Source organism: Rhizobium sp. JAB6 (assembly GCF_003024605.1).
Taxonomy (GTDB): Bacteria; Pseudomonadota; Alphaproteobacteria; order Rhizobiales; family Rhizobiaceae; genus Rhizobium.
In genome coordinates, this window is the sequence record NZ_PYJQ01000003.1 from 21875 (window position 1) to 35713 (window position 13839).

12 protein-coding genes are annotated in these 13839 nt (G+C 56.5%); 5 read left to right on the plus strand and 7 right to left on the minus strand.

The genetic code is table 11. The features are described 5' to 3' along the window. Window positions 1-71: 71 nt before the first annotated feature. The 6 genes from C7U61_RS04640 to C7U61_RS04665 all read right to left on the minus strand — a co-directional run bounded on the left by C7U61_RS04640 (window position 72) and on the right by C7U61_RS04665 (window position 5996). Entirely contained in the window at window positions 72-1052 is a 981-nt protein-coding gene (locus C7U61_RS04640; RefSeq protein ID WP_106996994.1) for a L,D-transpeptidase, read from the minus strand. Window positions 1053-1230: 178 nt separating this feature from the next. Further along, window positions 1231-1779 carry a phosphatase PAP2 family protein gene (locus C7U61_RS04645; protein ID WP_106996995.1) on the minus strand — a complete coding sequence of 183 codons (549 nt, stop codon included), beginning with the start codon at window positions 1777-1779 and terminating at the stop codon, window positions 1231-1233. Between the two features lie 174 nt (window positions 1780-1953). Further along, the gene (locus tag C7U61_RS04650) at window positions 1954-2364 is read right to left on the minus strand and encodes a VOC family protein (RefSeq protein ID WP_106996996.1); all 411 of its coding nucleotides are present in this window, start codon (window positions 2362-2364) and stop codon (window positions 1954-1956) included. Window positions 2365-2512: 148 nt separating this feature from the next. Continuing rightward, window positions 2513-3112, minus strand: a complete 600-nt coding sequence (locus tag C7U61_RS04655) for a Crp/Fnr family transcriptional regulator (protein WP_106997031.1) — start codon at window positions 3110-3112, stop codon at window positions 2513-2515. A 579-nt stretch (window positions 3113-3691) separates the two neighbouring features. Next, window positions 3692-4939, minus strand: a complete 1248-nt coding sequence (locus tag C7U61_RS04660; RefSeq protein WP_245410740.1) for an MFS transporter — start codon at window positions 4937-4939, stop codon at window positions 3692-3694. A gap of 148 nt (window positions 4940-5087) precedes the next feature. Further along, window positions 5088-5996, minus strand: coding sequence for a hypothetical protein (locus C7U61_RS04665; RefSeq protein ID WP_106996997.1), 909 nt, complete (start codon window positions 5994-5996; stop codon window positions 5088-5090). 705 nt (window positions 5997-6701) lie between these two features. On the opposite strand from C7U61_RS04665, the gene C7U61_RS04670 reads away from it, so the two are divergent. Both C7U61_RS04670 and C7U61_RS04675 read left to right on the plus strand, forming a co-directional pair. Next, window positions 6702-7010 carry a hypothetical protein gene (locus C7U61_RS04670; RefSeq protein WP_106996998.1) on the plus strand — a complete coding sequence of 103 codons (309 nt, stop codon included), beginning with the start codon at window positions 6702-6704 and terminating at the stop codon, window positions 7008-7010. Between the two features lie 39 nt (window positions 7011-7049). Then, window positions 7050-7658, plus strand: coding sequence for a general stress protein (locus tag C7U61_RS04675; protein ID WP_106996999.1), 609 nt, complete (start codon window positions 7050-7052; stop codon window positions 7656-7658). A 419-nt stretch (window positions 7659-8077) separates the two neighbouring features. Here C7U61_RS04675 and C7U61_RS04680 read toward each other — a convergent pair whose 3' ends face one another. Then, window positions 8078-10891 (minus strand): EAL domain-containing protein, encoded by a 2814-nt coding sequence (locus C7U61_RS04680; RefSeq protein ID WP_146143945.1) that lies wholly within the window; start codon window positions 10889-10891, stop codon window positions 8078-8080. A 507-nt stretch (window positions 10892-11398) separates the two neighbouring features. On the opposite strand from C7U61_RS04680, the gene C7U61_RS04685 reads away from it, so the two are divergent. From C7U61_RS04685 to C7U61_RS19595, 3 genes are read left to right on the plus strand one after another with little or no spacing between them, the layout of a single operon-like run. Further along, window positions 11399-11782 carry a helix-turn-helix transcriptional regulator gene (locus C7U61_RS04685; protein ID WP_106997001.1) on the plus strand — a complete coding sequence of 128 codons (384 nt, stop codon included), beginning with the start codon at window positions 11399-11401 and terminating at the stop codon, window positions 11780-11782. 9 nt (window positions 11783-11791) lie between these two features. Continuing rightward, entirely contained in the window at window positions 11792-13600 is a 1809-nt protein-coding gene (locus C7U61_RS04690; RefSeq protein ID WP_106997002.1) for a hypothetical protein, read from the plus strand. A gap of 12 nt (window positions 13601-13612) precedes the next feature. After that, the gene (locus C7U61_RS19595) at window positions 13613-13831 is read left to right on the plus strand and encodes a hypothetical protein (protein ID WP_106997003.1); all 219 of its coding nucleotides are present in this window, start codon (window positions 13613-13615) and stop codon (window positions 13829-13831) included. Window positions 13832-13839 lie beyond the last annotated feature (8 nt).

The following is a 13839-nucleotide window of genomic DNA, read 5'->3' on the forward strand; positions in this document are numbered from 1 at the left end:
TTCGCTGGCCAAGCTCTCGCGCACCGCCGTTGTCGCTAACCATACTTGGCAACGAGGATGCCGGCTGACGTTCAGTCGACGAATTCGACAATTACGCCCGGCTTCACCATTCCCGCGAGCTCTTCTACATCCCAGTTTGTCAGGCGGACGCACCCATGAGAGCCGACCTTGCCGATGAGTTCTGGATCCGGCGTTCCGTGGATTCCGTAAGTGGGTTCTGTCAAATCAATCCAGACTGTGCCGACGGGATTATTCGGCCCGCTCGGCAGCTTTAATATTTTCTTGTTATGACCTTGCTGAAAGTTGATCTTCGGATTGTAGGTGTATGTCGGCAATCGCGCGACACCTTTGACCTTGTGCTTGCCGGAGGGAGACGGTGATTCCTCGCTGCCGATCGTGGCCGGGTAGACCGCCAACAAAGACCCGTCTTCTGCAAATGCAAATACCTGGCCCAATTTTCTATGGACCTCGATCCGTTTGACCACGCCGCTCTTTGGGGCACCAGGCACCGCAGTCGAGATTGTTTCACCGGGAGTGAAGGAAGCGGTCGGATTGAGCGCCTTGAGGAGGGCAACGCTCATATGGAAACGTTCGGCCAATTTCTCGGCAATGCTCGTATAACCAAGATGCTGCATCTTTGCCTGCAGAGCGTAGTCCTTGGGAATGCTCGGTACAAGGTCCTTTCCGTCGTCCGCCGTTATGGAATAACTCTGAACGACCGGGATTTGGTCATCGAGCCGCCCGATCACGGCGGGATCGGGTTTTCCATCAACGGGAAGTCCTTGCAAAGCTTCAAACCCCGCAATTGCCTTGTTGAGGTTCTCGCCGCGAAAGCCGTCGATCGCGCCCGGTGAAGCGCCGGCTCGATCTAGCAGAATCTGGAGCTTTACGATCACCGCGTCAGGATTCTCGGGCTTGGCGCTTGGCGCTTCGATCTGTATGGACGAAATGGAAGCGGTATTCACATCTTGTGCGGTTATCGCGGCGGCGACCGTCGGATACCATAACGTCCAAATGATCGAGATCGCAAAGTAACAGCGCGTATTGGCCATAACTGAGAAATCGCCGTCAGGGTAAGTTGTTCCATCTGATCTGCCGGAGGTTTAACTAAACTGCCCCGCGGATGGGTGCCAAAGAAGACAGACTTCAGTCATAGGCAAACCTTCAGGCGACTGCTTGATGGATTGGGGCGTGCTATCGTCGCCCCAATTCCTCCTGCGGAATCTAGGATTAGAGAATGCCCGTGATAAAGCGGTCGACGCGTGTTTCCGGCCTGTAGAGGGTTTTGACGATGATTGCCGCGACGGTTGCCGTCAGCGCGCCGCCGATGACGTCGCTGACGTAGTGCGTGCCGATATAAACGCGCGAGAAGGACACGAGAATTGCGGCCAGAAGGAAAAAGAGACCGCGTCTCGGCAGATTGTGGATCAGGAAGGCTGCGGCAATCGCAAAGCTCGCCGTCGCATGATCGGATGGAAATGAGGGATCGCTGCTGGGCGAGATCAGAAGGCGTGTAATCCCAGCATCATAAGGGCGGATGCGCTGATCAAAAAGCAAAATTATCTGGTTAATTCCCAACCCAATCAAAAAGGTCAGGCCGGCAGCGATGAGGATATGGCGCGTTTTTGTCCGCTCGGAGCCGGTCCACCATTGGGCGGCGACGGCCAGAATGAGCAATGGGACACCGACGTTGGAGATGGTGATCACGACATGGTCGAGAAGGCTGTTTCCGGCTAGGCTGTTGATCCATCCGGTAATGGCGGCGTCGAGTTTGTACATTTGGCCTCCTATCGTTTCTCGATGGGATGCCCGAATTGACTGACGCCTGCCTGAAGGGTTGAGGCTGTGCCATGGCTATAGGAACGTCTTCACGCGTTCTCAGACGCGCTCGGCGCAGCCCACAGTGAAGGTGGCGGCGGTACTTTGAGGCGGATACCGCGCGCCCATACGAGATCAGCCACCGGCCGGCATTGCGCCCGGATCTACCCATACTGCCTCCCAGACATGTCCGTCCGGATCGGCGAGATTGCGGTTGTAGAGGAAGCCGAGATCCTGTTTCGGATTGATGTCAGCTTGCCCGCCATGTGCGGCGGCGGTATCATTCATTTGGTCGACGGCCTCGCGGCTATCGCAGGAAATGGCCAGCATCACTTCGCTGGACGTTGCCGGCGGGATCGGACGGCTGGTGAAACCGCTCCACTTTTCACGGGTTAGAAGCATGACGTTGATCGTCTCGCTCACCGCCATACAGGCCGAGTTATCGTCGCTGAACCGCGCGTTATTGGCAAATCCCAGGGCCTCGTAGAAGGCCTTGGCCCGGGCCAGATCCGTCACCGGCAGGTTCACAAAAATCATCTTGGTCATTTTAGGTTCCTTTGCGCGCGGGATATGGCCTGATCCGAGGTCGATATCCGACGGTTGATGCCTCGCCGTGACCGTCACGGTGATTGCTTGCCCGACAGAAATGCAGCAATCCCGTCGCGAAAGAATTGATATTTGGTAAGAAATCGCGTCAGCCTCTGTCGGGCCTTGTGATGGCGATTGTCTTTCGCAGCCGGCTGAGGCTTTCCGGGGTGATGCCCAACCATGCGGCGATGTGATGCTGCTTCAAGCGCTTATGCAGTTCCGGCTCCCCGCGGATGAAATCGATATAGCGCTGCATCGCGTCGTCGTGCCGAAATGCAATCTCGCCCGGCTCTTTCTCGATGATCCAATGGCGTTCCATATAGCTGATGTAAAAGGCGGCAATGTCGGGGAAGTCGCTGACGAGCGACTTGAAAGCCGCGAAGTCATATTCGAGAACGGTGCTGGGCTCGATGGCCGTGATCGTGAACAGGCTGGGCTCACCGAGCAAGGTCGCGCTGACGGAAGCGGCAATGCGGTTCTCAGGAAAGAAGGTTTTAATGATCAGGTCGCCGTCACGGCCGACATAGTGCTGGCACAGCAGGCCTTCGACGACGAAGGCGTAGGTCGTCGGTACGTCGCCCGCGCGAATGAAGGGCTCGTCCTTGCTGTAGCGCCTCGGCCTCAGGAGTGATGACCAGGCCAGCACGGCTTTTTCTGACAGATGGGTATAGGTCCGGATTTTGGCGAAGAATGCTTCCGTGTTCATGAGCTCAGTCCGTGGGTCGGCGATCATCTTTATCTGGCTTATCTCATGGCGGTGGGGTAGGCGCGCGATGAGCGGTGCAACGCGGAAATCAACGGCGCTCCCGGTTTTATCATGAAAGAGGGAGGATCCGCAGTCGCCTTCGTGCCTTCGCTTACAATACCTTGGGCAGCATCAGCGACATGTTTATCATCCGCAATCTGATCACTTCGGGCATGGAGCCGAGTCTAACTGTCAGCTTCGATCGGATCACGCCATTTTAGGATGAAGTTCCCCTAGGAGCGCGAATCCGCTGACTGAATAATTCCAAACGACGCGACCGCTATCATGCCTGATAATGCAAGCAGATGATGGGGTAAATGAGACTCCGCAAGCCAATCCGGCCGGACGCAAGGTCTCGCCGGATTGGCGGATCGCACGGCGATTCCTGTCGCGCCAGCGTTACCGCGTGTATCTTGTGAGGACACGATGTCGATGCCCTCCCATCCGGTTTCAGGCGAAGAAAGCTTGCCGGCTACGTCGATTTGTTAGCTTCTCGTTCTGATTGAGCCAAGGGCGCTTCGCGCCTTATGTGATGTGGGCCTACTCGCTGGCTTTCGAGATTCCTGGAGCGGGGCGGGTCACCTGACCGAAAATAGCGTAAATCGCTAATGCGAATCCAAGCATCAACGCTGTGGAAGCGAATATCAGCCGGTAAGTACTCTCCGGCGGCAGCCCGACATTGGCAATGGCCCCGAAGACGGAGGATGAGACCGACACACCTAGAAAGACGAGAGTGTTCAGCGCGCCCAGACCGACGCCGCGCAAGCCTGAAGGCAAAAATGCCTGAGCCTCCGTCATTACGATCGGATGAATATTTCCGATGGCGTAGAGGACTGCCAGCCCCGCGCAGGCGGTTGCGAGCCCGTTGCCTGGAGAGGCGCTCAGAACGAGTGCGCATGCAACCCCGGCGGCCAGCGCCGCGATCACCACTGCGCGGCCGGTACATCTGGTAAGGACGACGGGCAGTGCGAACGACGTCGCTATCGCGAAGATGCTGACTGCGGTGAGCGCCGCCCCGACGTTTGTGCCGGTTCCGAATACTCCGGTGAGATAGGGGCTCGCCCAAGCGTTGCGAAATGTACCGCCCAGCGAAAGGGTAAAACAAATCGGCAGAAGGTAGAGTAGAGATGCGGGCTTCCATCGCCCACCATCTTTTTCACTTGCCGTTTCAGCCGGTGCCTTGGCGCGTAGAACAAAGCCGATCGCCAGCGCGCTGAGGAACATCAATAGGGCTGCCGACCAGCATGCCGACCGCCATCCGAACCGTTCACTGAACCACGATAAAGGCGACGCTGAAAGAAGCGCTCCCACGGATCCTACGGAACTCACGATCGTAGCAAGGCGCCCAGCGCGCTCCGGAGGTTCCGACACGCCGAGAAAATAGAGCACTCCCATAAAGACCGGCGCACACCCGACACCGATCAGAAGCTGGCCGAGGGCCGACCACCAGAAGGTCATTGCACTTGCGACCATTGCCGAGCCGCCCGCTCCCGCGGTCATCATCAAGCACATTGGCCAGCGAACGCCCCATCGGTCGAATGCGAGCCCGACGGGTATCTGCAGGAGGGAAAAAGATGTAAAAAAGGCCGAGGCGAGGTAGCCGAACTCTGCTGGATCGAGCTTGAGCTCTTGAGAAAGCGGGGGACCGACGATTCCGAAATAACTTCGAAAATACATGCTTGCTATGAAAGCGGCGCAGAGGCTCGGGAGGGTTGCTCGCATCTCCTGTTCTCCCACATAAAAGCGGATCTCACGCCTCGCCTTGAACGCTTTGGCATGTAAAGCCATCAGCTCCTGTGGGATGACGTTTCAATATGGGATCAGGCACATGAACGCCGCCGCCTGGCACGCTCACGCCCTGATGTGCCTTTGATGCCTGAAAGGGCTCGGGAATGAAAATCGAGCCCTTCTGTTCGGCGATCGCCGGACGCATCGATCATCGACGCGTCCGAGCTGCTCCAACAGTAAAGTCTTCCTCTTCATCCCGCTGACGACCGGCAAGCGCTGCGGCTGCAGAAGCAATAAATGCGCCGACCAACAGCGACAGCGATCCGATCAGAGCGGTTGTCGCAGCTGTCTTTCTAGCTTTATCAGCCGCCGCTTTCGCTGCTGTCTTTGCATCGTCGATCTGCTTGAGCACCGAATCGACGCGGTTGCGGGCATCCGCTTCGGAAAGGCCGGTGCGCGCGGAAACCACGGTCGCAACATAGGACTTGTCTGCGTCCGAAATCTGCCCTGTAGCGGCACCTTGCAGGAGAATAGCGGTGATCTCCTTTGCCGCCGCCGCGCGATCGTCGGATTGGGCGGAGGTTGCCGCCTTCGCGGGCCTGAGCAGCGCATCGGTGAAATAGGCTGTCGAGTCCTGATCGCCTGCCTGTCCCGCGGAGGCAGCAGCACTCGCAGCCGTCTTCGCCACCTGCGTCGTGGCATTCACCGTCGTTCCTGCCAGAGAGGTCAACGAAGAGGCGAGAAATCCCGCTACGAACACGGTCGCCAGTGCCCAGCTTAGAAAGCCATGCGCGGTGTCGCGGAAAAAGACCTCATCGGAGTGGACTTCAACCCATTTGGTGCGCAGTCGGCCAGTTAGATAACCGCCGATAGCCGAGGACAACCATTGAACGACCACCAGCCAGATGGCGGCGGTGATGCCGAGGGTAGCCGCCGAGCTGCTTTGGCCAGACCAGGGAGACACCATCGTCAGGCCGACGCCTGAGCCGAGCAGCAGAAGAATAAGGGCAGTGCCAGTCGCAGCAAGAGCACCGCCTATGATTGGCCCCCAGACAATCGCGGGCTTCGAGGATTCGATAGGAGTGGCTCCAGCAGGAGCGTCTTCGACAGAGGACATGGAACCCTCCTACCGCATGAAAAGAACGAGAAGAATGACGATCGGCAGCGGAATACCAAGAAGCCAGAGCAGAATACCTCGACCCATTTTGAAATCCTCCAAGGATGAACTTACAAGATTGCAACCGCGCTCGAGAGATTTTGTTCCCCGATTGGTCGACGGGGTAGGCAATTTTCGCTGACTTCACGAGACATTAAGACCATGGCCATAGCAGCAGATCGTCGATTTCGATCAGGCAGAAACATAAGCCGACTTATGTTCGCAAACGCGATACGGGAGCGATCGTTACGGGGCGGTGGCATCGAGCGACCTGCGATTCGGACGGTGTTTCGTCGCTGCGGATCGGTCGCAGATCGGCGTCGGCAGGAAACGGTAGGATCGTGAAAATCCGATCGGCGAACTGAAGATTTCTTGAGGATGAAATATCGCGAACGGAGCATGCACGACTGACGCCGGCGCGGGGATGAGGGCGGACCGCGCTGCATTATTTAGCACTTCTGGCTGCGTAAACGGCTTCCGGGCGGTCCAGTCGATCTACGTGTTCCATGGCCCGCGCTGATTAATCTTTCTTTCGCGAGCGCCGTGGAACTGATCCGGCCGTCCTTTTAACTTGGCGCACCTCCCTCGTAAGTGCAGCTGTCGCCATAAGATGCGGAACAAATTGCACTTTCTCGTGTTCGATTACTGCAACAGGAGGAAACTTCCATGAAGAAATCCATCTTCGCCGCCGCAGTTCTTCTTTCGGCGACGGCAGCCTTGGCCCAGAGCCAGACACCGTCCACCACCCAGACAACTCCGGCAGTCAACACCGGTCAGAACCCGGGAGCGCCAGTCGCTGGCAAGAACAGCTTCACAGAAGACCAGGCCAAATCCCGTATCGAAGCCGCCGGCTACACCGACGTCACAGGTCTCAAGCTGGATGATCAGGGCGTTTGGCGAGCGACAGCCAAAAAGGACGGCAAGGACACAGGCGTGTCTCTGGACTTCCAGGGCAACGTCACCATGGCCAAGTAACGAACTGAGAACAACGAATTGAGAACAAGGAGACGCGATATGCGCACCATCAGCGGACTTTATGACAGTTATGACGACGCCAAGGCGGCGGTGAAAGCTCTCGAGGATGCAGGCATCCCATCTGACGACATTAGCATCGTTACAAACAAGGCAAATGGTGTCGAGGTCGAAGGGCAGGGTACCTATGCAGCCGAGGGGGCGGGAACAGGCGCTGGCGTAGGAGCCGTGGCCGGCGGTGCCGGCGGCCTATTGACCGGCCTCGGCATGATGGCCATCCCCGGCGTCGGCCCTGTTGTCGCTGCGGGCTGGCTCGCGGCCACTGCTGCGGGAGCGGTAGCCGGGGCTGTCGCCGGCGGTGCGGTTGGAGGTATCGTTGGAGCGATGATCAGCGAAGGCGTCCCGGAAGAGGAGGCGCATGTCTATGCGGAAGGCATCCGCCGTGGAGGTTCGGTTGTGACCGCAAGGATCGACGAGGCAAAGCTGCCGCAAGCTCAAGCAATCCTCAACCGGTCGCGGCCCGTCGACATAGCATCCCGCCGGGCACTTTATGCGGAACAGGGCTGGACCCGCTTCGACGAGTCCGCCGAACCCTACACGCCTGAACAGATCGAAGCCGAGCGTCAGCGATATCGCATGAACCGGCTTTAAAAACACAGCAATTCGAAGATGGCGTCCGCGACAGCGGGCGCCATCTTGCGCCGATGTGGATTATCGGCAAGCCGAAGCCCTCGCGGATATTCATCTCTCGGGCCGGCCAGCGGACGTGTCCGGCTGGAGAATAGTCCATTCGAATAGAAATCGCCTCTGAAAGAGCGGTAATATTTCCGATCAGAAATGACAGGGCCCGACGTTCGATTCTCATCAAGAGCGTTGATTGTGCAATAGCGGCCGGCCGTTCGATTTCTTTCAGAAACCCGCTTCCGGTACATGGCGGGCTATCGCGCAGCTGAGTTGAGATCATCGCCTGCAGCTGTGCCTGCAAAAAGCGGTCAGAGCCGATGCAGGCGTGCGCTATGCTGCTTCGCACCCGGCAGATGTTTGCTGGGCAGCATCTTGCCGGTGAAGTATTATGACAGCCGCGTTTGTTTCGCTGTGTGTCTCGAGAGAGTAGACGGATCGAGAATCTGGCCGAAACAGACCACCGCTACCCGCTCGCCGGTGGTCTTAGCGATATACATATATTCATCCGCGCGTTTGACATAGGATTGCACGGTGTCATCTGCCCGCAGGAACGTAACGCCTACCGCAGCGCCGGTGAACGTCACTTGCCCGTCGATGGGTATCGGTTTGAAGATGCGTTCCATCGTCTCCTGGAGATGCGATTGCAAATCGCCGGCGAGCTTCCGGTCGATGTCGAGCAGTACGACAAACTCATCCCCCCCGATCCTTGCAATGAAGTCCGTGGCGCGAAAATTTTCGCGCAGTCTGTTGGCGATCGTTCTTAGCACCTCGTCGCCAGCCGCATGCCCGATCGTATCGTTCACGATCTTAAAATCATTCAGGTCGATATATGCGAGGGCGAGCTTGCGATCATTCAGCAGGTTGCGAGCGACCGCCTCGGCGAGGACTTCATCGAAACAGGCCCTGTTGGGAAGGCCTGAAAGCGCGTCGGTGCGCGCCGAGGTCTTAAGCGCGTTCTCGATCTCACGTTGCTGCCTGACGCGGGCGGAAACATCGATGATGATCTCGACATCGAAAGAAACTCCGTCGATTACGGTGCGCTGGGCAGAAATCAGCGTCGGAATAATCGTGCCGTCGGCATAGGTGATATCCACCTCTTCCAACTCATAGGCGCCTTCTTCTTCAAGCAGCCGGTGACGGCGGTCCCGGGCCGGATTGTCAATCGCCGCACCCTCGGAAGTGAGCCTTTTGCCCTTGATGTCATCCCACTTCAGGCCGGTCAGCCGAAGATAGGCTTCGTTGACCTTAACATAGCTGGATGTTTTCGTGTCACTCGTCGTGATCGACATCGCGATAGGCGCGGACTCGAACATTCGCATGAGCATGGATACCAACAATTCCGTCGGCAAAACGTCTTCCTGGCCTATGATGGATGCTGCGCTTCCTTTTCCGAAATCCGCCAGATCGAGTTCATGCTTCACTGTCGAGGGACGCCACGGTGCAATCATATTACCGGTCGGCGACTTCGCCCGCCACTTCTGTAGCGAAGTTCGGAACTGGCCAATTTTGGGTTCGAACCCCTCTTCAGCCGTAACCGCGGTGATGACGCCGTACCACTTGACGATCTTGCCTTCGGCATCGCGATGCGGCTTTGCACGACTGAGCATCCATCTCCAGGCATCGTCGTGAAGCCTCATGCGGAACATCGTTTCAAAAGGCTTGCCCGATGGCAACCATGCAAGCCATTCCTGCCGAACCCGGAGACGGTCGTCCGGATGCATGCGGCGATACCAGTCCGCAATACGATCAACGGTGTTATCAGCCATTCCGTCGAGTGTCGGTCCCATGAAATTGACAACACCTTTGGCGTCGCTCGACCAAGGAATAGTTGCACTGAGTTCGATCGACTGCCGGGCATGATCCTCGGTTTCCTTAAGCGCGGTTTCGATCGCCTTGCGATCGGTAATGTCGATCGCGGTAACCGAAATACCGATCTGCTCGCCTCCATCGTCCTCGACAGGCTGATTGATGACAAGGAAAGCTTTTTCGCTACCGGCAGGCTGGTATTCGTTGACGACAATGGTCTCGCCGGCGAGGACACGGCGCAGATCGCTGTCGACGCGAGGCGCGTCATGGTCAGGCACGAAGCTGTTCACCTCCTGCCCGATCAAGTCATCCGGACAGAGGCCAAACATTTCCGCAAAGCGATTGTTGACGCTGACATAGCGCAATTCCATGTCGAGAAAACATAGGCCCATCGGTGCTGCTCTGTACAAAGCGTCCAGTTGGTGAACGCGTTGGAGCAGTGAAACATTCCCGGCACGTGGAGACAGCGATTGCTGTTTATGGCAGGTCAGCCACTGCGCCGTTTCAGCCCCATTCAACGGTTTGCCGAACAGCCAGCCTTGTCCGACATCGCATCCCAACCGGCGGAGAATCGCCGCCTGTTCCTCGGTCTCGACGCCCTCAGCAACGACGACCATACCAAGGCTTTGGCCTAACCCGATCACCGAGGCGACGATCTTGCGGCTATCGTTGTCGTGTTGCATTGAGCGCACGAAACTCATGTCAATCTTGAGTTTGTCGAAAGGAAAGGCGTGCAATCGGGTAAGACTGGCAAAGCCCGTTCCGAAATCGTCAAGCGCAAGACCTATACCGGCAGATTTCAGCAGAGCGATCGTCGACCGTACGGTCTCATCATCTTCAAGCAGAACGCTTTCCGTTATCTCAATATGGATTCGATTTAGTGGAAAGCCAGTCGCCTGAACAATGCCGCGGATGAATTCGAAGAAGTTCGGATCCCGGAATTGCACGGCGGAGATATTGATCGCAAGCACGAAATTTCCCGACCAGAGATTTGCCTGCTCACAGGCTTCGGAGACGATCTTTTTCGTCAAAGCATCGATCAGGTCGTTTGCTTCGGCAATAGGGATAAACTCCGATGGCGAAATGATGCCCATTTGGGAATCGGTCCAGCGCGCCAGTACTTCAAATCCGATGAGTGCCCTGCTTTGCATATCCACCAACGGCTGAAACGCTGGCCAGATCGCCGGGGTCGACAATGCCCGTTTTATGCAATGTGGCGATATTTTCCGGTCATTCACCAAGGTGCGTTGCTCTGCGTCTGACCGCTGGCCGTGTTTCTGAATTTGAGCGGTTTTCCGACGAGAGATCATAGTGCTTCCCACCTGCGCGCCATCAGCATGGCGGCATCCGCTTAAAATTCGATTATCTCCTGCGAGTATAGTGAACGACGCCATGTATATGATCAAAGCCTTATAAGCATTGGGTGAAGTCGTTACACTTCCGAGTGATGGATGTCTCAACTATCCTGCTGAAATTGGGGCAATGTTCTTGTAAAAGTAGTATAGCTTCATTGCAGAACGACGTAGGCGACATAGCCGATAACATCCGTAAGTTGGCTGCCAACCGCAGGCCAGATGTCATCTGCTCGATCGTGAGATAGACGTGCGCTAGGTCGCGGCGCGACTGCCTGCGCCGGATTTCGATGCCGGAGCAGACGTCCATTCACCTGAGTGTTTGAAGATGAGGCCGTTCGGAAAGCCGGGAACAGGCATTCCCTGAGAAATATCGCATCCTCGACGTCCTGCTCCGCGATGCCATGGAGGCGTCCGAATTTGCTGCATAATATAGCGGCTTGGAAGCAATTCACGCTGTGTAAATTGATCTTGAATGCCTTGCTGGAAGATTGTGAATTCGAGGGAAACCTGCGAACATGACGGCAGTTTTTCTTCTGATGGTGTCTTATGGGCAAAACACCGGACGCAATCGATGTCGAACTTGGATTGCGCATCCGGCTGCGCCGGGACCAATTGTCAATTACGCCGGATGTACTGGCCGAGAAGCTTCATATAAGGCCTCAGGAGCTTGAGAAATACGAATGCGGCTTTGAAAAAATCAGCGCCAGTCGCCTTCTGCATATTGCAGAAATTCTCGATGCCCCAATCATGTTTTTCTTCGAAAGCGAATCGGGTGAGGCCCTTCCTTCCAGGGAGGCGTTAGCCGGTTTTCGATTTGCGAAGCATCATAAGGCCGTTCTGAGAACAGCCTTATCGTGGATCGTTGACAAGCGGTTGCGGGCAAAGATCCTCGCCTTTGTGCAATCAAGTGAACCCCGCAGTGAGCGCTGATCTGGTAAAATGACATTTCATTTAACGACTTTCGGCAGCTGCGCCCTTTACGATGAGAAGGGCGATCGTGTGAACGTGCCAAAACAGGCGCTGGTCACGCTTGCCTACCTCTATGATTGCCGGCGATCGATACCACGCAAAGAGTTGGCAGCATTTCTCTGGTCCAGCAATCTTCAGGCAGCGGGCGTCAACTTGAGATCGACCCTGCTGCGTTTGGCGACTGCGACGTCTAAATCTCCCAAGCCGCTGATCGGCGGCGTTGCTGCGAACATCGCGTTGAACTTCGATGCGCTGCGTTGCGATCTGGATACTATCGAAAATACGTCCGGCGTCGCCAAGCTTGGCGCTCTTAGCGATGCGGTTGCCAAGAATTTTCTACCCGTTTACGGCAGCGGCTCTACAGCTGTGGCCATCTGGGTGCGCGACGTCCGCGCACGGCTCGCAGGAGAGCTGCGAACTGAATTCTTCAAGATACTGAATGAACCCTCGTCACCTCAATATCGCGGTGAATTGAAGCGCGCAGCCATGCTTCTGCTGGACCGGGATCACTCCGATGATGAAGTCCGGAGCGCGCTTGGCGAGAAAATCACCTCTTACATTCAGGTGATTGGCGAAACCAAGGATCCGAATTCAAGCCATCCGGCTGAAGACACGATTCCGCTCTCCGGAGACGGCGGAGTGCCGCGTATCGCTCTGCTTCCTCCCGAGACGCTGGAGGAATCAGAGCGAGCCGGCTCGGTTGCCAATGCGGTCATCGAAGACCTCACGATCAGCCTTTGTGTCGACCGAAGCGTATCCGTGGTTGCTCCCTATACGGCCGAGCAGATCCGCTCCTCAAACAATAAGTCCAGCCTTCTAAGGCAACATAATGTGGTCTACGCGCTGGATACGAAGAGGACGGGCGACAGCCTTTTCGCTCAGCTGATTTTCATGCCGCGCGATGAAATTATCTGGGCAACGCGCGTAAAGCTGGATAACGCCGCCATAACGGAGCATCGCAACGCGATTGCCACTGCGATCCAGAACTCCATCATCGAGCGTGTTGGTGCTTTCCACGGCATTGTTTCCGATTTCAGCTGCAAGCCTCAGGCCTATTTTGCCTACCTTGAAGGCGTGCAATGCCTGTCCCGTCTGGGCCTTCAGAATGTCCGCCGTGCACGCAAGCATTTCAGGGAAGCTCTCGAACACGAGCGGCACTTTGCGGCGGCACTTGCGGGTATCGCCAGAACCCTAACGATGGAATGGGTTCTGACCGCCCGAGGCGATAGCGACCTGTTGAATCAGGCGGAAAAAATGGCGGCGGATGCAATCCGCGACGACAGTCGGTTTGCCGGAGGATTCAAGGAAATTGGGGTTGCTCGGCTCTATCGCGGAAATATCGACGGTAGCCTCGAGGCTTTGTCGAATGCCGAGCAGCTTAGCCCGCACTACGCGGACGTCATTTGTAGTCATGCCGACAGTCTCACCCATGGTGCTAATCCGAAAGCGGCATTGGAGAAGGTTGTCACCGCCCTTGATCTCAATCCGCTTGCGCCGGACTACTATTATTGGACCGCAGCAGGAGCCAGCTATCTCCTTGGGGAATATACACAAGGACTAACCTATCTGGACATGATGAGAGATCCAAGACCGGCAAGCAGGCTCGCGGCTGCAAGTTGGGCAATGTTGGGTAACCTTGCCAAGGCGAAGACGTATCGACTGCGCACCTTGCGCGATAACCCAAATTTCGATCTCGATGCGTGGCTTGCCATGGTCCCGCTCAAAGAGAAATGGCAGACAGAGCGTTACAGGGAAGGCCTGTTGAAGGCCGGTTTTTGAAAGGATGAGATTTTGGCGGGCGCAGTTTTGATCGGCATTGATGGTGAAGACGGGCTTTGGCTGGCAGATCTCCAACAGGGGACCGTCGTTCGGTACATGCAACCCTTGACGGGCGAGTTGGCGACGGCAGAATCCTGGCGCGCGAAAGGGATCAGAGTGCAGAAAAATATCGATTTTGCTGTAGCGTTGATATCAGCTGAGAGCATGGCGTCCGGCCTCCTTGAAGGCTAGGTGCTCGT

Bases quoted from the DNA above. Each gene is read 5' to 3' on its own strand.
- C7U61_RS04685 (WP_106997001.1), top strand. From the start codon at position 11,399: ATGGGCAAAACACCGGACGCAATCGATGTCGAACTTGGATTGCGCATC.
- C7U61_RS04680 (WP_146143945.1), bottom strand. From the start codon at position 10,891: ATGGCGTCGTTCACTATACTCGCAGGAGATAATCGAATTTTAAGCGGA.
- C7U61_RS04650 (WP_106996996.1), bottom strand. From the start codon at position 2,364: ATGACCAAGATGATTTTTGTGAACCTGCCGGTGACGGATCTGGCCCGG.
- C7U61_RS04665 (WP_106996997.1), bottom strand. From the start codon at position 5,996: ATGTCCTCTGTCGAAGACGCTCCTGCTGGAGCCACTCCTATCGAATCC.
- C7U61_RS04640 (WP_106996994.1), bottom strand. From the start codon at position 1,052: ATGGCCAATACGCGCTGTTACTTTGCGATCTCGATCATTTGGACGTTA.
- C7U61_RS04660 (WP_245410740.1), bottom strand. From the start codon at position 4,939: ATGGCTTTACATGCCAAAGCGTTCAAGGCGAGGCGTGAGATCCGCTTT.
- C7U61_RS04645 (WP_106996995.1), bottom strand. From the start codon at position 1,779: ATGTACAAACTCGACGCCGCCATTACCGGATGGATCAACAGCCTAGCC.
- C7U61_RS04670 (WP_106996998.1), top strand. From the start codon at position 6,702: ATGAAGAAATCCATCTTCGCCGCCGCAGTTCTTCTTTCGGCGACGGCA.
- C7U61_RS04655 (WP_106997031.1), bottom strand. From the start codon at position 3,112: ATGAACACGGAAGCATTCTTCGCCAAAATCCGGACCTATACCCATCTG.
- C7U61_RS04690 (WP_106997002.1), top strand. From the start codon at position 11,792: ATGACATTTCATTTAACGACTTTCGGCAGCTGCGCCCTTTACGATGAG.
- C7U61_RS04675 (WP_106996999.1), top strand. From the start codon at position 7,050: ATGCGCACCATCAGCGGACTTTATGACAGTTATGACGACGCCAAGGCG.